Below are 19,416 nucleotides of genomic sequence, written 5' to 3' on the forward strand. Positions count from 1 at the left end.
CCCGGGCTATGTCGCCTTTCATCAACATCCCCCCGCCTGGTTTCGCACCTCCCCGGGTGTGTGGTTCACGCCCTTGAACCGGCGGGGGCGGGGGGGGGGGGGGGGGGCCCCCCCGCCCCGATTCGAGAATGCGGTGGGTGGAGTCAGGACTGTGGCGCACCACATCGGTCGTGCGCCACAGGCTGTTTCGGAGGTGTCAGCCCTCGACTCCGCAGGCCGCGAGGACCAGTTCGCGGACGCGGGCGGCGTCGGCCTGACCGCGGGTGGCCTTCATGACGTCACCGACGACCTTGCCGGCGGCCTGCACCTTGCCGGAGCGGATCTTCTCGGCGATGTCCGGGCTGGCGGCGAGGGCCTTCTCGACCTCGGCCTGCAGCGCGGAGTCGTCGGAGACCATGCCCAGGCCCTTGACCTCGACGATCTGGCCCGGCTCGCCCTCACCGGCGAGGACGAAGTCGACGACCTGCTTGGCGACCTTGTTGTTGATGGTCTTGGCCTCGACGAGCCCGGCCACCTCGGCGACCTGCTTCGGGGTGATGGGCAGGTCCTCGAGCGCGACCTCGCGCTCCTTGGCCTTCTCGGTCAGGTAGGCGACCCACCAGGAACGGGCGGCGTCCACGGAAGAGCCCGCGTCGACGGTCGCGATGATCAGGTCCAGCGCACCGGCATTGACCAGGTCGCGGAACACCTCGGCGGACAGGCCCCAGTCGGACTGGATGCGGGCGCGGCGCAGCCACGGGTACTCCGGGATGGTGCCGCGCAGTTCCTCGACCCAGGCGGCGTCGGGCGCGATGGGCTCGAGGTCCGGCTCCGGGAAGTAGCGGTAGTCCTCGGCGGTCTCCTTGATGCGGCCGGGCGAGGTGGTGCCGTCGGTCTCGTGGAAGTGGCGGGTCTCCATCAGCACCGAGCCGCCGGCGGCCAGCACCGCGCCCTGGCGGCGCATCTCGAAGCGCACCGCGACCTCGACGCTCTTGAGCGAGTTCACGTTCTTGGTCTCGGTGCGGGTGCCGAATTCCTTGGCGCCCTTGGGCATCAGGGAGACGTTGGCGTCGCAGCGCAGCGAGCCCTGCTCCATCTTCACGTCGGAGACGGCCAGGGACTTGAGCACCTCGCGCAGCGCGGTCACGTACGCGCGGGCCACCTCGGGGGCGCGTTCGCCCGCGCCCTCGACGGGCTTGGTGACGATCTCGATGAGCGGCACGCCGGCGCGGTTGTAGTCCAGCAGCGAGTGCGAGGCGCCGTGGATGCGGCCGGTCGCGCCACCGACGTGCAGCGACTTGCCGGTGTCCTCCTCCATGTGGGCCCGCTCGATCTCGACCCGGAAGGTCGACCCGTCATCGAGCACCACATCCAGGTGCCCGTTGGTGGCGATCGGCTCGTCGTACTGGCTGATCTGGTAGTTCTTGGGCTGGTCCGGGTAGAAGTAGTTCTTCCGCGCGAACCGGCCCCACGGGGTGATGGAGCAGTTCAGCGCCAGCCCGATGCGGATCGCGGACTCGACGGCCTTCTCGTTCACCACCGGCAGCGAGCCCGGCAGGCCCAGGCACACGGGGCACACCTGGGTGTTGGGCTCGGCGCCGAATTCGGTCGGGCAGCCGCAGAACATCTTGGTCGCGGTGCCCAGCTCGACGTGTACCTCCATGCCGAGCACCGGTTCGTACCGGTCGATGACATCGGAGTAGTCCATCAAGTCCACGGTCGCTGCGCTCATGCGCTCCATCCTATTTACTCGCCGATCAGTCCACGGCGATGGCCTCCACGATTGGCAGCCGCGCCGCGCGCATGGCGGGCGGGATGGCCCCGAGCAGGGACAGTCCGAGCGCGATCACGGCGTAGGCGACCAGCAGTGGGCTGGGCTGATAGCGGATGTCCATGGCGATGGCGTGCCCGAGCGCGATGGTGGCCAGGTAGTGCACGGCCGAGCCGATCGCCAATCCGAGTGCCGCGCCGGTCACTCCGATGCCGGCGGCCTCGGCGAGCACGGTGCGCAGCAGGAAGCGGCGGCTGGTGCCCATGGCCCGCAGCACCCCGAGTTCACGGCGGCGGTCCAGCACCGACAGCATCAGGGTATTGAGCAGCGCGACGGCCGAGACCACGACCACGATCCAGAGGATGGCCGCGCTGATCGAGGTGCCCTGCCGGACACTGGACGAAATCGCGGTCACCGCATCGCGTCCGGTGCTGACGTGGATATCGGCCGGGACGGCGGCGCGCACGGCCGCCATCACCGCGGCATGATCCGCGCCGGGCGCGAAGTCGATGCCGATGATGGTCTCGCCCGGCCGCTGGTACCACTCGCGCATGATGTTCAGGTCGAGCGCCACCACGCCCGCGATGGCGGAGAAGTAGGGCACCACCTTCAGCACCTGCACCCGGTGCTCACCGGTCGGGGTGGGCAGGGTCAGGTCGGACCCCTCGTGCACGCCGAGCGAGCGGGCCACATCCCGGGAGATGACGACGCCCGCGCCGGCGGCCATGCGCGCCTGGTCGGCCTCGCTCACGCTGTCCAGCACCGAGGTCCGGGCCACGCCGCCCTCGAAGGCCTGCAGCATGACGCGGCCGCGGCCCAGGGTCGCGAAAGCCATTTGGGCCGAACCGACTCCGCCGACGCCGGGGATGGCGCTCAGTTTCTGTTTCAGGTCCGACGGCAGCAGCGGGCCGGTGGGGAACTGCTCCATGGCGGTCGGGCTGACGAACACGTCGGTGCGGGCCAGGCCCTCGAAGCTGTCGGTCGCGGCGCTGACCATATTGCGGCTGGCATTGCCGATGGCGACGATCGCGGTCACGCCGATCATGACGGTCATGACGGTCGCCCAGACCCGGCGCGGTGCGCGTTCGATGGTGGTCGCGCCCAGGGCGCCGGGCGCGCCGAAGAGCCGGGCCACCGCGGCGACCGCGCGCACGATGGGCTCGGTGGCGGCGAAGCACAGCACGACCGCGCCGGCGATGGACAGCGAGATCGCCCCGATCGAGAGCCGGCCCAGGTCCGCCTCGGCCACGACCACCGCACCCGACACCATGATCAGACCGAGAATCGCTGCGGCCCAGCGGATCACCGGCTTCACGCTGTCGGCCGCGCCGACGCCGACAGGGGCCAGCGCCTCGATCGGCGCGACCTTGTACACCTGCCGCGCGGCGATCGCCGCCGCGGCGACGCTGACCAGCACGCAGGCCAGAATCGCCACCGGCACCGCGTAACCGGGCACCTCGTACTCGGTGCGCGACTCGACGGAGTTCACGATGGCGGCGGGCAGCTGCCGGATGGCGGTGCGGCCCATGAAGATTCCGATGATGGAGCCGCTGATCGCGCCGAACAGGCCGAGGATCGCGGCCTCGGCGAGCAGATCGCGCACCACGGGACCGCGCTTGCCGCCCATGGCCCGCAGCAGCGACAGCGTCGGGCGGCGTTGCGCCACGGCCATGCTCATGGCGTTGTAGATGAGGAACGAGGAAACGATGAGCGCCGAGGCCGAGGAGGCCAGCGTCGAGTAGCGCACCAGCATCACCGCGCCGCCGGCCTGCGCGGTCCGCAGATCCGGATCGGCGACCACGGCCCGGCCGGCGATCGCCTTGGTGAGGTCGGAACGCAATTGGCCCACATCGGTATTCGGTGCGGCGATGATCTGGACCGAGTCCAGCCGGCCTTCCCGGCCGGTGATCTTCTGCGCCACCGGTAGCAGCGCGATCGCGATGTGGCCGCCGTTGATCTTGGCGGCGGTGGAGTCGTCGATGACGCCCGCGACGGTGGCCGTCACGGTGCCGAACTGGAACTTGTCGCCCTCCTGATAGCCCATGGCGGAGCCGACCAGGACACCGTTGCCGACCGTGAGCAGTTTGCTCGCCTGATCGGTCACCGTCCCGCCGAGGTCACTGCCCAGCTGGGCGGCGGAGGGGTCCGCACCGACCAGCAGGGCCCGTTTGTCGTCGGCCCCGATGGACTGCCGCACCATCGGCACCGCCGTGCCGACCCCGGGCACGGACCGGATCTGTTGCAGCAGTTGCTGATCGAAGCCCGCGTCGGTGATGCCGCTGACCTCCAGCACCGCCTTGCCGCCCAGACTGTGGGTGAGCTTGTCCACCGAGCCGGTGATGGAGCCGGAGATGCTGAACACCGAAACCAGCAGTCCCGCGGACACTCCCATCACCACCATGGCCATGGTGGTGCGGCCGCGGTGGGCGAAGAGCTCACCGATATTGAACAGGCGGAGACGATCCAGCGCGGCGCGGGGCCGATCCAGAGCGGCGCGGATCATGCGTGCACCGCCCCGGCGTCGTCGGCGGTGACGTCACCGCCGGCGGCGGGCGCTGAACCGTTGCGGCGCGGCTCGGGAACGGTCCGCACCTCGCCGTCATCGCCGCGCTCGACCCGGTCGATGGACCCGATCTGCCCGTCGCGCAGGTTGATCACCCGGTCGCAGTAGCGCACCGCACCCATGTCGTGGGTCACCATGACCACGGAGTTGCCCTCCTCGGTGATGTCGGCGAGCAGCTGCAGGATCGAGGCACCGGTCTTGGAGTCCAGGTTGCCGGTCGGTTCGTCGGCCAGGATCAGTGGCGGATCCATGATGAGCGCCCGCGCCACCGCGACGCGCTGCATCTGACCGCCGGACAGTTCGGCCGGCCGGTGCTCGGCGCGCTCGCCGAGCCCGACCAGGTCGAGCAACTCCAGCGCGCGCGGCTTGGCCTTGCGCAATCCGGTGCCGTCCAGCAGTTTCGGGATGGCGACATTCTCCCAGGCGGTCAGCGTGGGCAGCAGATTGAAGAACTGGAAGACGAAACCGACGCGGTGCCTGCGGAATTCGGACTGCCGGTCGTCGTCCAGGTCGCCGATCTCCTTGTCCTGGAATCGAATCGACCCGGTGTCCGGAGAGTCGAGTGCGCCGAGCAGGTGCAGCAGTGTGCTCTTGCCCGAACCGGAAGGACCGACGATCGCGGTGAACTCCCCCGCATCGATCCGCAGGCTGATCCCGTCCAGAGCGCGCACGGTCTGCTCGCCCACCCGGTATTCCTTGGTGACGTCGGTCAATTCCAGCATTGGTCGTTCCCCTCTGCAGATCAATACCAGCCGGTGTCTATCAGCTGGCCAGCGCTCGCGCACGCGGACGGCCGAAATACAGCCCATCGGTGTCGTAGGTGTCGAGGATCGCGCGCAGGGCCGGCTGTTCGGCGCGCAGCTCCGCGTACACCTCGATCGCCAAAACGCCCTTCTCCATTGCGTTTTCCATCTTCACGGTCAAATGGTTCTCCCAGCGATTGCGCAGTGCGAGCAGCACCCCGTCAGGGCCGCCGAACAGGCGCTGCAGCTCCGGGAGATTGTCGAACAGCTTGGGATCAGCAGGATTCAGTTCGAAGTCACTGCGTGCTGCCCGATCGAGAACGATGTGCAGGATGTCGGTACGAGCGTGAAAGTCTGCCCAGGACATGGCGCCAACCTTCCGTTGAATTGGGTTCCAGCGTTGTGTGCACCCGGTTTTGCGGGCGGGCGCGTGTGCCGTTGCCCCAAAACTACGATCGCTCCGATACCCCTGTCTTCGTGCCGCGGACGCGACTTGACCTCCTACTCCGGTAGGAGACGTGCCCCTGCCGCCGGACGATGTACGCGGTCTGCTTCGACGGATAGCCTTGCAGAATGAACGTGACCAGCGCCACCCCCGAGACGGTCGGGCAGGCGTTGCAGGAGTTACGGGAGTGGCTGCACGAAGCCGGTGTCCGGTCCCGGCGGTTCGTGCGCAACCCGGTCCGCGAATACCGGCGCTGGGTGGAGGAGACCGGTTTCGACTACCCGGTCTCGATGGTCGTGCTGGTGGACGTGATGCTCTACACGTTCAGCACGATCGCCTTCGCCCAGCGGGTGGCAGCGGGCTATTTCCCCGGCCTCCTCGCCCTGGCCGCGCTGCTCATCATCTATCTGACCGGGCCGCCGTGCGTGGTGCTCAACCTCCCGCCGCGCCCGGTCCTGCTCGCCTCGCTGACCATGGCCGGGGTGGCCCTGTTCCTGATGCAGCCGGTGCCGCTGGATGTCGCACCGCTCATCCTGATCGTCGTGACCGGCGAGGTCGCGGCCATCACCCGGACGTCCGTGAGCGCGGTCATCGGCCTGGGCATGATCGCGGAGATCATGTTCTTCGGATACGTCGGGCACATCGACGGACTGACCTGGTTCACGCTCGGCATCCTCTTCGGCTGGTTCACCGGGCAGCTGCTGAACTACCAGCGCCGCTACCTGTATCAGGAACGCGACTACCAGGAGGTCCGCGCCCTGCAGGCCGCCGGCGAGGAGCGCCGCCGCATCGCCCGTGAGGTGCACGATGTCATCGCGCACTCACTGAGCGTCACCCTGCTGCACGTGACCGCCGCCCGGCACGCGCTGCAGACCGACCGCGATGTGGACGAGGCGATCGACGCGCTCGCCGACGCCGAGCGGCTGGGCAGGCAGGCCATGGCCGACATCCGCCGGACGGTCGGGCTGTTGGACGGGCACCATGCGCCCCAGACGCCCGAACCCGGCCTCGATGACATCGAGGATCTGGTGTCGGACTTCCTCCGCGCGGGCATGGCGATCGACTTCCGCTCGGAAGGCGATCGCGGGCAGGTTTCGGCCGCCCTGGGGCTGGCGCTGTACCGGATCTGCCAGGAATCGCTCGCCAATATCGCCAAGCACGCCCCCGGCGCACAGGCTCAGGTTCGAATGATGGTCTGCGCCAGACATATCGAAGTCACCATCACGAATACCCTGCCTCCCGGGGCACTGCTGCGGCCCGGTCGCGGCATGGGCATCTCGGGCATGCGCCAGCGCCTGGCCGTCCTCGGCGGCACCCTGACCGCGGGACCCCACGACGACGGCTGGCAGGTGTCCGCGCGGATCCCGACGAGCGGGCAGATGCCCTGTATCGCCGCCGCGGAGCAGAACCTGCGCTCCGTACTGCTGTCCATGACCCAGAAGACCCCGCAGGAGGGTGCGTGATCGACCGATCCGACGACGAGCCGATCGGCGTGCTCGTCGTCGACGATCAGGAGCTGGTGCGCGGCGGGCTGCGCCGAATCCTGCGCCGCCGCGACGGTTTCACGGTGAGCGAGTGCGCGGACGGGGACGAGGTGCCCGCGGCCGTCACCGCGCACCGCCCGGACGTGGTGCTGATGGATCTGCGCATGAAGCGGATCGGCGGCATCGAGGCCACCCGGACGCTGCGAACGGTCGTGGACGCGCCGCCGGTGCTGGTGCTCACCACCTTCGACGACGACCAGTTGCTGTCGGGCGCGCTGCGGGCGGGCGCGGCCGGGTTCATCCTCAAGGACTCCCCCGCCGAGGATCTGATCCGCGCGGTGCGGACCGTCGCCACCGGCGGCTCCTGGCTGGACCCGACGGTCACGCCGCGGGTGCTGACCACCTATCGCTCGGCCCGTCCCACGCCGGCACCCGGCGGCGATCGCCTGTCCGAGCTGACCGTTCGCGAGCTCGAGGTGCTCGAACTCATCGGCCGCGGCCGCCTCAATGCTGAGATCGCGCGCACACTCGGTATCTCGGAGGTAACGGTGAAGAGCCACGTAGGACATATCTTCGGGAAGCTCGGGTTACGCGACCGGGCAGCGGCCATCGTCTTTGCGTTTGACCACGGCGTAGTGGCACCGGGAGAATCCACCTCCTAGAGGGGTGGGTCGCGGGTCCTCGTCTGCTTCCCTCCCGAGAGTTGGAGGTTGGACGGGGTGGATGCACCGCCATCGCGGGCCGGAAGCAGGTTCGGGCCGTACGAGTTGCGCTCGCTGCTGGGCAGGGGCGGTATGGGAGAGGTCTACGAGGCCTACGACACCTCCAAGGATCGGGTCGTCGCCCTCAAGCTGCTACCGGAAGAACTTGCGAAAGACCCCTCCTACCAGGAACGTTTCCGCCGGGAGTCGCAGGCGGCGGCACGGCTGGCGGAGCCGCACATCATCCCCATCCACGACTGGGGCGAGATCGACGGTGTGCTCTACATCGATATGCGGCTGGTGCGCGGGCAGGATCTGCGCTCGCTGCTGAACCGGTACGGCGCGCTGCCGCCGCTGCGGGTCATCGGGATCATCGAGCAGATCGCGGCGGCGCTGGACGCCGCGCACTACTCGGGGCTGGTGCATCGGGACGTCAAACCCGCGAACATCCTTGTGACTGATGCAGATTTCGCATATCTCGCGGATTTCGGCATCGCGCGCGCCGAGGGCGATTCCACCATCACCATGACCGGTACGGCCGTGGGCTCCTACGCCTACATGGCCCCCGAGCGCTTCGACGCCGGGCCGGTCTCCGGGCGCGCCGACATCTACTCGCTGGGTTGTGTGCTGCACGAGTGCCTCACCGGCGACAAGCCCTTCCCGGCGCACAACATGAGCGTGCTGATCCGCGCGCACCTGTCGGAGCCGCCACCGCTGACGAGCATGCTGCGCGGCGGGATTCCGCCTGCGCTGGATGCCGTGGTGGCCAAGGCGCTGGCCAAGGATCCGAACGACCGGTTCTACACCGCAGGCGAATTCGCCCGGGCCGCGCGGGCGGCGCTGGCCGGTGGTCAGCCGGTGCCCGCGCCCGCCGGACAACCCCGGCCGGGCCGGACCGTGCCGCCGGGTCCGCCGGTCGGCCCGCCACCGACGACCGTGCTGCCGACCGGCGCGCCCGCCGGGCCGCCGACCACGGTCATGCCGGGCGGGACGCCCGCCGCGGGCCGGAATGCGGATCCCACTGTGCGGCACTCCGATCCCGCTGTGCGACAACCTGATCCCACTGTGCGGCAACCCGGTTCCGGGCTCGGGCTGAACACCGGGGCGATCCCGGCCTACATCACCGGATCCTTCCCGGCCGCCGAGGAACCTTCGCCCACAGGGGATCTGCCGGTCATCCTGCCGTCGGATCCGACCCGGGTGCGGGTCAGCGATTTCCACTACACGCCGCTGCCGGCCGACGCCCAGCAGCAGGCGATCTGGGGCCATGCCCAGGCGCAGCAGCGGGATTTCCCGTACGCGCCGGCGCCCGATCCCTCGCTGTACCCGACCGCGGATCACCCCATCGTCCAGCCGCCGCCCCGCGAGCCCGGAAAACGGCGCAAGGGCAAGTCGATCGCGGCGCCGCTGTCGATCGGCGTGCTGGTGGTCGCGGTGGCCGCCGTTGCCGGTGCGGTGGGCTGGCAAGTCCTGGACCGCTCCGGCAACGAAGCACCCATAACGACGGCAGCACAGGGTGTTCCGGGCACCACCGCCCCGCACTCGCAGCAGGCGGGCCCGGCGGCGACGACCCCGGCTCCCACCACTGTGCAACTGCCGGCGGGAGCGACGTCGTGTCCACCGGTGTATGCGGCGCTCGGCGGTTACGCCAGTTCCGCGATCGGAAACACGGTCACGACCTGCCCTTTCGCGGAGGAGGTTCGCCGAGCCTATACCGACGCGGCTTCTGGTCGGCAGGCTTCGGCAGTTAGTGTGGTGGCAGTGAGCCCGGTGACCGGCCGGTCTTACACGATGAACTGCACGGCCGCAGGCAAATTGGTGACCTGCGTCGGTGGTGAGAACGCGGTGGTGTATGTCTACTGATCCAATTCCGGCCTGTCGCAAGGGGTTTGTGCGCGGGCTGGCGCTGGCGGCTGTCCTGGCCGTTTCCGCTTGTGGCCCGAATCTCGGTGCTGTACAGCGTCATTCGGCGCAGTCGGATGAGATCAAACCGGTCGGCGACAGTTCTGCGCTACCGGTCCCGAGCATGATCGGACCGGATTTGCCGGAGCTGTTCGGGCTGCCGAAATCCGTTGCCTTCGCAGCAGATTTCAACGATCTGAAGGCCACCCTGGACGGCCGGGTCGGCGTGGCGGTCATGCCTGTCGGCGGCGGCGACATGACCCAGCTGGGCGAGTGGAGCACCGGCATCGCCTGGTCCACCATCAAGGTGCCGCTGGCGCTCGCCGCGCTGCGCCACGATCCGGTGGGCATGCGCTCCACCGCCGAGGCCGCCATCACCTTCTCCGACAACGATGCGGCACAGACGCTCTGGAACTCGCTGGGCACCGGCAGCGAGGCCGCCGACGCGGTCGAGGCGGTGCTGCGCGAGGCCGGCGACGCCACCACCGATGTCGCCGCGCGCCACACCAGGCTGGCCGCGCTGGAGTCCGACGATCTGCTCGCCTTCGGCGCCACCGACTGGTCGCTGGCCGATCAGGTGCACTTCGCCTCCCGGCTGCCCTGCCTGCCGCGCGCCAATTCCGTGGTCTCGCTCATGAGTGAGATCACCCCCAGCCAGAGCTGGGGCCTGGGCCGGCTCATCGGCGCGGAGTTCAAGGGCGGCTGGGGTCCCGACGACGACACCGGCAAGTACACCGTCCGCCAGTTCGGGCTGGTCCCGACGCTGAACGGACCGGTGGCGGTGGCGCTGGCGGCCGAGCCCGCCTCGGGCAGTTTCGACGACGCCACGGACATGATGGACAAGCTCGCGCTGCTGGTCGGCGACCATCTGCCCGACCTGCACGGCGGACTCTGCTCGCACTAACACATTCAGTGCGTATTCGTTTCAAAATGCCCAGCGTGCACCCCCAATCGGGCGTGAGCCGGTGAAAAACGTCCATACCCACCGGGTTTGACCGCCAGTGTCCCGACCCACAACAATCCTTGCGATTGACGGGTCCGGGTGCGTCCGCTAGGAACAGGGAACGCACCGGACACCCGGGCAGATGGAGGTTACGGGGTGCACGCACCGTATTCGCGGAACGCTGACCAGCGCGACGCACTGGACAGCACACGCGATGCGGGGTACGGATCCCGTTGGCGCGGACGACGGCTCGCGCGGGGATGCGGAGCGCTGGCCGTGCTGGTCGGAGCGCTGACCGCGTGCAGCAGCAAGCCGGTGCTGGTCCCGGACAAGACCACCGTGGCCGCGGCGGCGCCCAGCGCCGCCGGCTCCACCACCGTCATGGCGCTGCCGGGCTCGCTGGCCTGGGATTTCACCAACGACCTGAAGCCGTCGCTGGCCGGTAAGGTCGGGCTGGCCGTGATGCCGGTGGGCACCGATCGGGTGCTGGCCCTGGGCGATTGGAGCTCCGGGCCCGGCTGGTCGACCATGAAGGTCCCGCTGACCCTGGCGGCACTGCGCAAGAGTTCGGGCAATCAGGTGGCGGCGGTCAATGCCATCGAATACTCCGACAACTCCGCGGCCGACACCCTCTGGCAGTCGCTGGGAACCCCCGAGGCCGCGGCCCAGACCGTCCAGGACGTGCTACGCGAGGGCGGCGACACCGAGACCACGGTGCCCGCCACCCGCGCCCGGGCCGACTACTCCGCCTTCGGCCAGGCCGAATGGTCGCTGGCGAATCAGCTGAAATTCGCCGCCAAACTCCCCTGCCTGGCGCAATCCGACGACGTCACCTCGCTGATGGGCAAGATCAGCTCCACTCAGCGCTGGGGGCTGGGCAATCTGGACGGCGCCATCTTCAAGGGCGGCTGGGGGCCCGATCCCAGCGGCAACTACCTGGTCCGGCAATTCGGACTGATCCCCGTGGACGGCGGCCAGATCGCCATCGCGGTTGCCACCCAGCCCAATTCCGGCTCCTTCGACGACGGCACCACCATCCTCACCAAGATCGCCACCCTGATCGGCAAGCACCTCGACGAACTCAAGGGTGGTACCTGCACCGCCGGCTAGTGAAAACCGTAACCCGCGGTTCACGGGGGCGGGGATCACAGGCGGCCGATCTCAGGGCAAGATGGGGATCATGCGCATCGGAGTCTTGACCGGAGGCGGAGACTGCCCAGGCCTGAATGCCGTGATCCGTGCTGTCGTTCGTACCGCGAACGGCCGCTGGGGGGATGCGATCGTCGGCTTCCAGGACGGCTGGCGCGGCCTACTCGAGGATCGCAAGATCCAGATCCTCAACAATGACCGCACCGATCGGCTGCTCACCAAGGGCGGCACCATTCTGGGCACCGCGCGCACCAATCCGGACGTGCTGCGCGCCGGACTCCCCCGCATCAAGCAGACCCTCGACGACAACGGGATCGACGCGCTCATCCCGATCGGCGGCGAGGGCACGCTGACCGCCGCCTCCTGGCTGGCCGACGAGGGCGTGCCCGTGGTGGGCGTCCCCAAGACCATCGACAACGACATCGACTGCACCGACACCACCTTCGGCCACGACACCGCCGTCTCCATCGCCACCGAGGCCATCGACCGGATCCACACCACCGCCGAATCCCACCAGCGGGTCATGCTGGTCGAGGTGATGGGGCGGCACGCGGGCTGGATCGCCATCAACTCCGGTATCGCCTCCGGCGCGCACCTGACGCTGGTGCCCGAGGTGCCGTTCGACGTGGACGAGGTCTGCGCGATGGTGAAACGCCGCTTCCAGCGCGGGGATTCGCACTTCATCTGCGTGGTGGCCGAGGGCGCGCACCCCGACCCCACGTCCATGACCCTGCGCGACGGCGGCATCGACGAATTCGGGCATGTGCGGTTCACCGGCGTGGCGCAGCAGCTGGCGCCGGAGATCGAGCGGCGCATCGGCAAGGAGGTCCGGGTGACGGTGCTCGGGCACGTGCAGCGCGGCGGCACCCCGACCGCGTACGACCGCGTGCTGGCAACGCGTTTCGGCGTGCACGCCGCGGAAGCCGTGCACGCCGGGCAATTCGGGCAGATGGTGGCGCTGCGCGGCACCGAGGTGGAACTGGTGCCGCTGTCGGAGGCCACCAAGCAGCTCAAGCTGGTGCCGCAGGATCGGTACCGGGAGGCGGCCGCCTTCTTCGGCTGAGCCGGCTCGCTCCGAGTCGAAACACACTGCGGCATACGGCCCTCGCACCTGTCGGTGCCAGGGCCGTTTCGCGTTGCGGAGGCGTATCGACCGTGGCCCCGGACTCACTCGCGGCACTCGAATCGGTAGCAGCATCGGGCTCGGTCGCGGCGCTCGGCTCAGTCGCGCCACGCGGATCGGTAGCGGCGCCGGACTCCGTCGCGGCGCCGAACTCAGTCGCGGTGCTGGGCGTAGTGGCGGGCGGCGCGGGCGCGGTTGCCGCATGCGACCGAGCACCACTCCTGGCGCGGATGCGATTTCAGGAAATAGCGCACGCAGCGCGGGGCCGGGCAGACGCGGATCTGGGCGGCCTGGGTGCCGGAGAAGAACTCGATGGTGGCGTCGGCCAGTCCGGCCATGACGGTGGCCAGGTCGTCCGAGGTCAGCAGCCGGTGCTCGGTGTGCGGACCGGTGTCGTCCCACGTCAGCAGCCGTAGCGCGGGGGCGGCCGCGCGATTGACGGCGGCCAGTGCGTCCGGGAAGGCCGGCAGCACCGCGGCGTCGGCGGAGCTGGGCGGCTGGGGCGCAACGTATTCCGCGAACAGCGCGCGCACGTTCTGCCGCAGGTCCACCAGGGCGGCGCGCTCGTCCTCGGTGGGCAGGTACGCCTCGAGGTCCAGGTACACACCGACATTCGCGGCATTGGCGACCAGCCACTCACGGGTGGATTCGGGGGTGCCGAAGGCGTCCGTGAGGCCACGGCTGGTAGCGCGGATGGTGTTCGCCAAACGGAGTGCCAAGGGATCGACCATGTTCGCATTCTAACGGGTATTGCGCTTTCGTTCCATGATATTCTAACGTGTGAAAGCACGATCTTCCGTTAGAAAGATGAGGACGCCATGATCACCCCGATCGACAACGCACCCCTGCTGGACGAGGTCAAGAAGCGGATGGGCCGGGTGCCGAACATGACCAAGGTGATGGCCAACGCGCCCGTGGTACTGGAGGGTTACCTCGGGCTGTCCGGCGCACTGAAGAAGGGCACGCTGCCGGCCCCGACCTCCGAGCGCATCGCGCTCACCGTCGGCGCGGCCAATGACTGCGGCTACTGCGTAGCGGCGCACACCTTCACCGGCAAGCGGGTCGCCAAGCTGAGCGACGCCGAGGTGGAGGCCGCCAAGAGCGGCACCTCCGCGGACCCGAAAGAGGCTGCGGCCGTTGCCTTCGCCCGTGAACTGACCGAGAGCCGGGGCAAGGCCGATCCGGCCGCCGCACTGGCCGCGGGGTGGACGCAGGAGCAGGTGCTCGAAATCGTCGCCCTGGTCGCCCTGCAGACCCTGACCAACTACGTCAACAAGGTCGGCGAGACCGAAAACGACTGGCCCGCCGCCTAATCTGTCCCATTCCTGGCGCGATCGGCCCCCTCGGGGACCCCGCCCGAATCCTTAAGGTCGGAAATCATGAACGCCGTCAAGAACACCCGCCTCGTCGACGCGCAGGTGCTGCGCAGCCTGCTCCACAACGGCATCGTCATCCGCGCGGTGGCGCTGGCCGTCGCCACCATCGTGCTGCTCGTCATCCACCACCCGACCTGGGTGCCCTACTCGGTGAGCGCCTACGCCATCTGGAACGCGGCCGCGATCACCCTCAACTCCGCCCGTGCCGCCACCGCCCGCACGGCCTGATTCCCGGTGCCGCCAGGGGAATTCCGCCGGGCCGAGTTCAGTCGTCGAACCGCCCGGCGGCCAGGGCGGCGGTGAATCGATCCCAGTCCGCCGGCGGGAAGATCAAGGCCGGACCGCTGGGGTTCTTACTGTCCCGGACTCCGACGCCACCGGAGAGGAAGGCGACTTCGACGCATTCCTTCGCACCGGTGCTGCGGGCGCTCTTGAACCACCGGACACCGGGTTCGACGCTCACGTCGCATACTCCTTCGCTGCCCTCCGCAGGAGGTCTCTGCTGGTCGTCTCGTCCAGCGCGGCGCGCTGGATCGCTTGGTATGCCTCGCGGTATCGGTCGACCGCGGCCTGCTTCTCCAGGTAGAGGTCGCCGAGGAAGTTCTCCAGGTAGACGACCGTGGGTTCGACAGGCCGGTTGCCCGCGTCCCGGCCGAAATCCAGGATCACGAACGGGCCGACGGTGTGGCCGATCGGTACGCCCGCCGAGAAGGGTAGTACACGAACAGCGATCGTCGGCAGCGTCGACATGTCCGCGATGCGTCGCAGCTGCGCGGCCATTACGCGCGGGCCGCCGACAACGCGACATAATGCGGTTTCGTGCACCACGACATCGAAGGAGGCCGGACTTCGCTTGCGCGTCAAGAGGCTTTGACGACGGGTCTTCAACTGCACGCGGCGGTCCAGTTCGTCGTGCGCAGCATCCGGCCAGTAATCATTGATCAGAACCCGTGCGTACTCGGCAGTCTGGAACAGTCCCGGGATGATCTCCGGCTGATAGGAGATGAGGGCGCGGGCCGAAGCCTCCAGGCCCACATACATATTGAAGCCCTCGGGAATCAGATCGTCGTATTCGTGCCACCAGGACTTGACGCTGGCCTGTTGCGCGAGGCCGGTGAGCGCGGAGCTGAACTCGTCGTCGAAGTCGTAGATTCGGCACAATTCCCGGACATCGAGGACTCGGATCTTCTCGGCATTACCGGTTTCCAGCCGCTGCAGCTTCGATTCGCTCCACTCCATCAGCGCCGCCGCCTCGGCGATCGTCATATTGCACTGCATCCGGCCTTCCCGCAGGTATCGCCCCAGTTGACGACGCGGCAGAGTCGAACCATGCTCCGACATCGAATCCTCCCCCACGAAGGCGGTTTTCGGTCACTGCGAATGATGCTCCCACGCGATACGAATGCTGACCTGGCGCTTTCGGAAAGTTCCCACCGCGCCAGGGCTGCGATTGTCGGTTCGCCGAAACGGTGCTGGACTGGAGTCGCGCCCGGTGAGAACCGGAGCCCTGATATCTCTGGACCCACTCGTCCCCGAGCCGGGCGCACCCAATCCCTCCCCGACCGCTCCGCGGTCGCTCGGTATGACCGGGCGTGACAAGGGATCCGAATGCGGTGTGGGGCCTGATGAATCTCGATAGTCTTGACGAGGCCCGGCGCAGATGCGCCGCATGCCGAGCACCAGCGCCGGACCGCGAATTGTCCAGCCCCCTGCGCTGCCCCCGGTGGACACCATGATGTATCTGTTCGACTGCACGATGGACCCCGGCGACCTGGCCCTGACCCAGGCCCATCAAGCCATGCAGATCCACAAGTTCTGCACCGTGGACAACTGCCTGGTCCGCCGCCGCGCCCGCCAAATCCTGATCGACCAGGGCCAAATGGTCCTAGGCCCCCGAGCCAACCCGTACCCCGGCGCCTAGCCTGACACCACCAGCACCGCGACAACCACCAACAGCACAAGCGCCACCACCGCCAGCCCCAGCACCACCACCGCGGTGAGCTGCGACGCCTCGGCCCGCTGCGACGTCGGAATCAGCCCGGGCTGCACCGGATTCCCCCCGAACGGCGGCCCACCGTACCCGGGCCCACCTGGCACCCCACTCCCGTAACCCCCATACCCGGGCATCCCAGCAGCGGGACCAGCACCCGTCATTCCGGCCATTCCACCCGAAACTGGCTCGGATACAGCGAAACCCGATGCCTCCCCCTCGGCCGCCACCCCGCCGACGGTCCCCGACCCGCCTACACTGTCCGTCCAGCCGACGCCATCCGTCGAATCGGGCACGAACGCCCCCGAATCCGGATGCCGCACCACACCACCCGATTCCTCGTCGGCGCCACCGGAATCCGCCGTACCAGCAGCGACGCCGGACGGCCCGCCGGACTCCGCACCGCGAACCGGCTCACTCGCCGACATCTCCGCAACCCCGGCCGCCGCACCCGCCTCGTCCGACTCCCCGTCCCCCGCAACCGCTGTCGTCTCAGCCGCGGCCGCTGCCTCGGGCACCGGCGCCATGACAACCGGCTGTGCCAGCACCGTCACCGGCTCGGCAACGATCTCCTCGAAGCCGGGCGCCCCGGCGGTCCCTCCGAGACCCCGCTCCCCCGAATCCGATTCGCCCGTTCCGTCGGCAACCGACGGCTCCGATACGCAGCCTGCCGCCGAATCGGACGAATCCTCGTCCGCCGCTGCGGATCCCGCTCGCTCCGGCCGGTCGGTATCCGACACCGCCAGCCCGGCCGCACCCCCGGTCGAGAGCTCCTCGGACTGCCCCGCCGAAACCACCGGCTGCGGCACGACATCCGTCGGCCGCTGCGACGCATCCTGCGCATCCACATCCGCCGACCGATTCGCCCACCCGGCATCCGCTGGCTCGACATCCGGTACCGCCTGCGGCGCAGGTGATCCCTCAATCGGCGCACCAGGCAGTCCACTACCCGCGACCCTGCCAGTGCCCGCCGTCGATCCGGCCCAAGCCGTCGGCTCCGCCGGAGCCGCAGGCTCGTGCGCGCCGACGGCCGGAGACATCGGCGGCCCTTGCGGCGCCGGATAGCCGGGCACGCCCGCGGACTGGGGTTGCGGCGGTGCTGAGTAACCGGCGGCGGGAGGGCCCTGCGTCGGGGGGTAGGGGCGCGCGGTCGGCCCCGAACCTGCCCGGTCGTTGTCCGCTGGCGGCTGCTGGGAAATCTCGGGCGCGGGGGCCTGCGGTGCCGGCGCGGGGTGGGAGGACGGGTACGGGGGTGCGGGGTAGGCCGGGGCGGCAGCGGGCGCGGGGGCTTGTGGCTGCGGACCCGCCGACGGTGCCGGAGGCGGGTAGCCGGGGGCGCTGACGGGCTGCTGGGAGGCGGGGGGTGCGGACTGTGGTTGCGGCGCGGGGTAATTGGGCGCGGGCGGTTGCTGCGGGGGTGAGGGGTAGGCCGCGGGTTGGGGTGGCAGAGCCGTGGCGGGGTAGGGCTGGGGTGGGGCCGGGTAGGCCTGGCCGGGGTAGGGCTGGGGGGCGTAGTTGGGTTGGGGGGCGGGGGAATTGGGGTAGGCGGGGTGGAGGGGCTGCTGGTGGACGGGGTGCTGGGCCGGGGGGCCGGAGAGGGCGCGGCGGGCGGCCTTGGCGAAATCGGTGCAGGTGGGGAAGCGGTCGGCGGGGCGTTTGGCCATGGCCTTGGTGAGGACGGCGTCCATGGCGGGCGAGAGGCCGGGGCGGCGCAGGGAGACGGGGGGCGGGAGGAGCTGGAGGTGGCCGCGGATGAGTTCGGCGGGGTGGGGCGAGTCGTAGGGGCCGGCGCCGATCAGGAGCCAATAGAGGGCGCAGGCCAGGGAGTACTGGTCGGTGGTGGGGTCCAGGTGGGCGCCGGTCATCTGCTCGGGCGAGGCGTAGGCGAGGGTGGCGGTGAACATGCCGGCCTGGGTGAGGTGGGTGGAGTCCTCGCGCAGGCGGGCGATGCCGAAGTCGGTGAGGAAGACGCGCTCGCCGTGGCCGGCGACGGCGCGGGCCAGAATGATGTTGGCGGGCTTCACATCCCGGTGCAGCACGCCCATGCCGTGCGCGTAGTCGAGGGCGCTGGCCACCCCTTCGATCACCTGTACGGCCCGCTCGGGCGGCAGCGTGGCGACATTGATGCCGGCGGCGTCCACCCCGTCCACGTACTGCATGGAGATCCACAGCATCTCGTCCTCGGTGCCGCGGTCGTACACCTCGACGATATTGGGGTGGTCCAGCCGCGCGACCAGATCCGCCTCGCGTTCGAACCGGGCGCGAATCTCCCTGTCCGCGTACAGTTCCCGGTTCAGCAGCTTCAGTGCCGTCAACTTGCCCAGGCGGGGATGCCGGGCGAGATAGACCGAGCCCATCCCGCCCTGTCCGAGCAGTCGTTCGATGGTGAACCCGGCGAACACGTCACCGCTATTCAGCACTGGCTACGACCCCCTTCCGGTGACGTACAAGTCCGTGAGCCTACCCGTCGAAACCCTGTCCGGGCAGGTCAGCCCGGGGTCACCAGTCCGGATTCGTAGGCCAGCACCACCGCCTGCGCCCGATCGCGCAGGTTCAGTTTGGTGAAGACCTTCGACACGTGCGTCTTCACCGTTTGTTCTGCGACAAAAAGGCTTTCGGCGATCTCGGCATTGGACATGCCGCGCGCCACCAGCTCCAGCACCTCGCGCTCGCGCGGGGTGAGCACCGACAGCTGCGGCGCGGGGGCGCGCCGAGCCCGGCGACGCGTGACATCGGCGATGAGCCGGCGCGTGACGGTCGGCGCGAGCAGCGCGTCACCGGCGGCCACCACGCGCACCGCGCGCACCAGTTCCTCGGCGGGCGCGTCCTTGAGCAGGAACCCGCTGGCCCCGATGCCCAGGGCCTCGTACACGTAGTCGTCGATATCGAAGGTGGTGAGCATGAGCACCCGCACCGGCGGTTCGAACCCGGCGGAGAGAATCGAGCGGGCGGCGTCGAGCCCGTTCATCTCCGGCATGCGCACATCCATCAGCACCACGTCGGGGCGCAGCCGTTTCGCCTCGGCCACAGCGATTTTCCCGTCCGCCGCGTCCCCGACCACGCTGATGTCGGGCTGCGCCGCGAGCAACGCCCCGAACCCCTGCCGCACCATCGCCTGATCGTCGGCGATCAACACGGTTATCGCCACAGTCCCACCTCACGCACGACACCGAGTTTGCCATGCCCCGACCGGAACGGCCCGCGCGACGACGACTTCGCACCCCCGCCATCGCGCACGCCCGGCCGG

Annotated in this window: 18 protein-coding genes; 9 read left to right on the top strand and 9 right to left on the bottom strand. The window is 69.3% G+C overall.

Going from position 1 to position 19,416, the window contains the following annotated elements; translation table 11 throughout:
• Positions 1-196: 196 nt before the first annotated feature.
• From gatB to ACFXIV_RS41295, 4 genes are read right to left on the bottom strand one after another with little or no spacing between them, the layout of a single operon-like run.
• Positions 197-1,711: an Asp-tRNA(Asn)/Glu-tRNA(Gln) amidotransferase subunit GatB gene (gatB, locus tag ACFXIV_RS41280; protein ID WP_379402431.1), complete on the bottom strand. Its 1,515-nt coding sequence runs from the start codon at positions 1,709-1,711 to the stop codon at positions 197-199.
• 25 nt (positions 1,712-1,736) lie between these two features.
• Entirely contained in the window at positions 1,737-4,253 is a 2,517-nt protein-coding gene (locus ACFXIV_RS41285) for an FtsX-like permease family protein (RefSeq protein WP_379402430.1), read from the bottom strand.
• Complete coding sequence (locus tag ACFXIV_RS41290) at positions 4,250-5,035, bottom strand: ABC transporter ATP-binding protein (RefSeq protein ID WP_379402429.1); 786 nt, start codon at positions 5,033-5,035, stop codon at positions 4,250-4,252. Before ACFXIV_RS41290 ends, ACFXIV_RS41285 begins: the two co-directional genes overlap by 4 nt.
• A 40-nt stretch (positions 5,036-5,075) precedes the next feature.
• Positions 5,076-5,423 carry a hypothetical protein gene (locus ACFXIV_RS41295; RefSeq protein WP_379402428.1) on the bottom strand — a complete coding sequence of 116 codons (348 nt, stop codon included), beginning with the start codon at positions 5,421-5,423 and terminating at the stop codon, positions 5,076-5,078.
• Between the two features lie 206 nt (positions 5,424-5,629).
• Between ACFXIV_RS41295 and ACFXIV_RS41300 the strand changes: the two genes are divergently transcribed.
• From ACFXIV_RS41300 to ACFXIV_RS41325, 6 genes are all read left to right on the top strand, one after another.
• On the top strand, positions 5,630-6,964 hold the full coding sequence (locus tag ACFXIV_RS41300; protein ID WP_379402426.1) for a sensor histidine kinase: 1,335 nt from the start codon (positions 5,630-5,632) through the stop codon (positions 6,962-6,964).
• A gap of 29 nt (positions 6,965-6,993) precedes the next feature.
• Entirely contained in the window at positions 6,994-7,647 is a 654-nt protein-coding gene (locus ACFXIV_RS41305) for a response regulator transcription factor (protein ID WP_354835362.1), read from the top strand.
• A 57-nt stretch (positions 7,648-7,704) separates the two neighbouring features.
• Positions 7,705-9,549, top strand: a complete 1,845-nt coding sequence (locus ACFXIV_RS41310; protein ID WP_379402425.1) for a protein kinase — start codon at positions 7,705-7,707, stop codon at positions 9,547-9,549.
• A 163-nt stretch (positions 9,550-9,712) separates the two neighbouring features.
• Entirely contained in the window at positions 9,713-10,492 is a 780-nt protein-coding gene (locus tag ACFXIV_RS41315) for a hypothetical protein (protein WP_379402423.1), read from the top strand.
• Positions 10,493-10,807: 315 nt separating this feature from the next.
• Positions 10,808-11,641, top strand: a complete 834-nt coding sequence (locus ACFXIV_RS41320; protein WP_379421433.1) for a hypothetical protein — start codon at positions 10,808-10,810, stop codon at positions 11,639-11,641.
• A gap of 70 nt (positions 11,642-11,711) precedes the next feature.
• On the top strand, positions 11,712-12,743 hold the full coding sequence (locus ACFXIV_RS41325; protein ID WP_379382137.1) for an ATP-dependent 6-phosphofructokinase: 1,032 nt from the start codon (positions 11,712-11,714) through the stop codon (positions 12,741-12,743).
• A gap of 212 nt (positions 12,744-12,955) precedes the next feature.
• Here the strand turns inward: ACFXIV_RS41325 and ACFXIV_RS41330 are convergent, their stop codons facing one another.
• Positions 12,956-13,534, bottom strand: coding sequence for a CGNR zinc finger domain-containing protein (locus ACFXIV_RS41330; RefSeq protein WP_379402421.1), 579 nt, complete (start codon positions 13,532-13,534; stop codon positions 12,956-12,958).
• Between the two features lie 87 nt (positions 13,535-13,621).
• Between ACFXIV_RS41330 and ACFXIV_RS41335 the strand changes: the two genes are divergently transcribed.
• Together ACFXIV_RS41335 and ACFXIV_RS41340 are read left to right on the top strand one after the other, a co-directional pair.
• Entirely contained in the window at positions 13,622-14,116 is a 495-nt protein-coding gene (locus ACFXIV_RS41335; protein ID WP_379402420.1) for a carboxymuconolactone decarboxylase family protein, read from the top strand.
• A gap of 66 nt (positions 14,117-14,182) precedes the next feature.
• Positions 14,183-14,407 carry a hypothetical protein gene (locus ACFXIV_RS41340; RefSeq protein WP_379402419.1) on the top strand — a complete coding sequence of 75 codons (225 nt, stop codon included), beginning with the start codon at positions 14,183-14,185 and terminating at the stop codon, positions 14,405-14,407.
• 37 nt (positions 14,408-14,444) lie between these two features.
• Here the strand turns inward: ACFXIV_RS41340 and ACFXIV_RS41345 are convergent, their stop codons facing one another.
• Together ACFXIV_RS41345 and ACFXIV_RS41350 are read right to left on the bottom strand one after the other, a co-directional pair.
• Entirely contained in the window at positions 14,445-14,642 is a 198-nt protein-coding gene (locus ACFXIV_RS41345; RefSeq protein ID WP_379382144.1) for a DUF397 domain-containing protein, read from the bottom strand.
• On the bottom strand, positions 14,639-15,520 hold the full coding sequence (locus ACFXIV_RS41350) for a helix-turn-helix domain-containing protein (RefSeq protein ID WP_379402417.1): 882 nt from the start codon (positions 15,518-15,520) through the stop codon (positions 14,639-14,641). Before ACFXIV_RS41350 ends, ACFXIV_RS41345 begins: the two co-directional genes overlap by 4 nt.
• Before the next feature lie 328 nt (positions 15,521-15,848).
• On the opposite strand from ACFXIV_RS41350, the gene ACFXIV_RS41355 reads away from it, so the two are divergent.
• Complete coding sequence (locus ACFXIV_RS41355; protein WP_379402416.1) at positions 15,849-16,100, top strand: hypothetical protein; 252 nt, start codon at positions 15,849-15,851, stop codon at positions 16,098-16,100.
• Here the strand turns inward: ACFXIV_RS41355 and ACFXIV_RS41360 are convergent.
• A complete protein-coding gene (locus ACFXIV_RS41360; RefSeq protein ID WP_379402414.1) occupies positions 16,097-18,589 on the bottom strand; it encodes a protein kinase in 2,493 nt (830 codons plus the stop codon). The genes ACFXIV_RS41355 and ACFXIV_RS41360 overlap by 4 nt on opposite strands.
• Positions 18,590-18,657: 68 nt before the next feature.
• Entirely contained in the window at positions 18,658-19,317 is a 660-nt protein-coding gene (locus tag ACFXIV_RS41365; RefSeq protein WP_379402413.1) for a response regulator, read from the bottom strand.
• Positions 19,318-19,416: the final 99 nt, after the last annotated feature.

This window comes from Nocardia sp. NPDC059236 (genome assembly GCF_042754085.1).
Lineage (GTDB): Bacteria > Actinomycetota > Actinomycetes > Mycobacteriales > Mycobacteriaceae > Nocardia.

What these genes read in the sequence shown, in the direction of transcription:
- gatB (WP_379402431.1), bottom strand. Translation starts at nt 1,711, where the DNA reads ATGAGCGCAGCGACCGTGGACTTGATGGACTACTCCGATGTCATCGAC.
- ACFXIV_RS41285 (WP_379402430.1), bottom strand. Translation starts at nt 4,253, where the DNA reads ATGATCCGCGCCGCTCTGGATCGGCCCCGCGCCGCGCTGGATCGTCTC.
- ACFXIV_RS41290 (WP_379402429.1), bottom strand. Translation starts at nt 5,035, where the DNA reads ATGCTGGAATTGACCGACGTCACCAAGGAATACCGGGTGGGCGAGCAG.
- ACFXIV_RS41295 (WP_379402428.1), bottom strand. Translation starts at nt 5,423, where the DNA reads ATGTCCTGGGCAGACTTTCACGCTCGTACCGACATCCTGCACATCGTT.
- ACFXIV_RS41300 (WP_379402426.1), top strand. Translation starts at nt 5,630, where the DNA reads ATGAACGTGACCAGCGCCACCCCCGAGACGGTCGGGCAGGCGTTGCAG.
- ACFXIV_RS41315 (WP_379402423.1), top strand. Translation starts at nt 9,713, where the DNA reads ATGATCGGACCGGATTTGCCGGAGCTGTTCGGGCTGCCGAAATCCGTT.
- ACFXIV_RS41325 (WP_379382137.1), top strand. Translation starts at nt 11,712, where the DNA reads ATGCGCATCGGAGTCTTGACCGGAGGCGGAGACTGCCCAGGCCTGAAT.
- ACFXIV_RS41330 (WP_379402421.1), bottom strand. Translation starts at nt 13,534, where the DNA reads ATGGTCGATCCCTTGGCACTCCGTTTGGCGAACACCATCCGCGCTACC.
- ACFXIV_RS41335 (WP_379402420.1), top strand. Translation starts at nt 13,622, where the DNA reads ATGATCACCCCGATCGACAACGCACCCCTGCTGGACGAGGTCAAGAAG.
- ACFXIV_RS41340 (WP_379402419.1), top strand. Translation starts at nt 14,183, where the DNA reads ATGAACGCCGTCAAGAACACCCGCCTCGTCGACGCGCAGGTGCTGCGC.
- ACFXIV_RS41350 (WP_379402417.1), bottom strand. Translation starts at nt 15,520, where the DNA reads ATGTCGGAGCATGGTTCGACTCTGCCGCGTCGTCAACTGGGGCGATAC.
- ACFXIV_RS41355 (WP_379402416.1), top strand. Translation starts at nt 15,849, where the DNA reads ATGCCGAGCACCAGCGCCGGACCGCGAATTGTCCAGCCCCCTGCGCTG.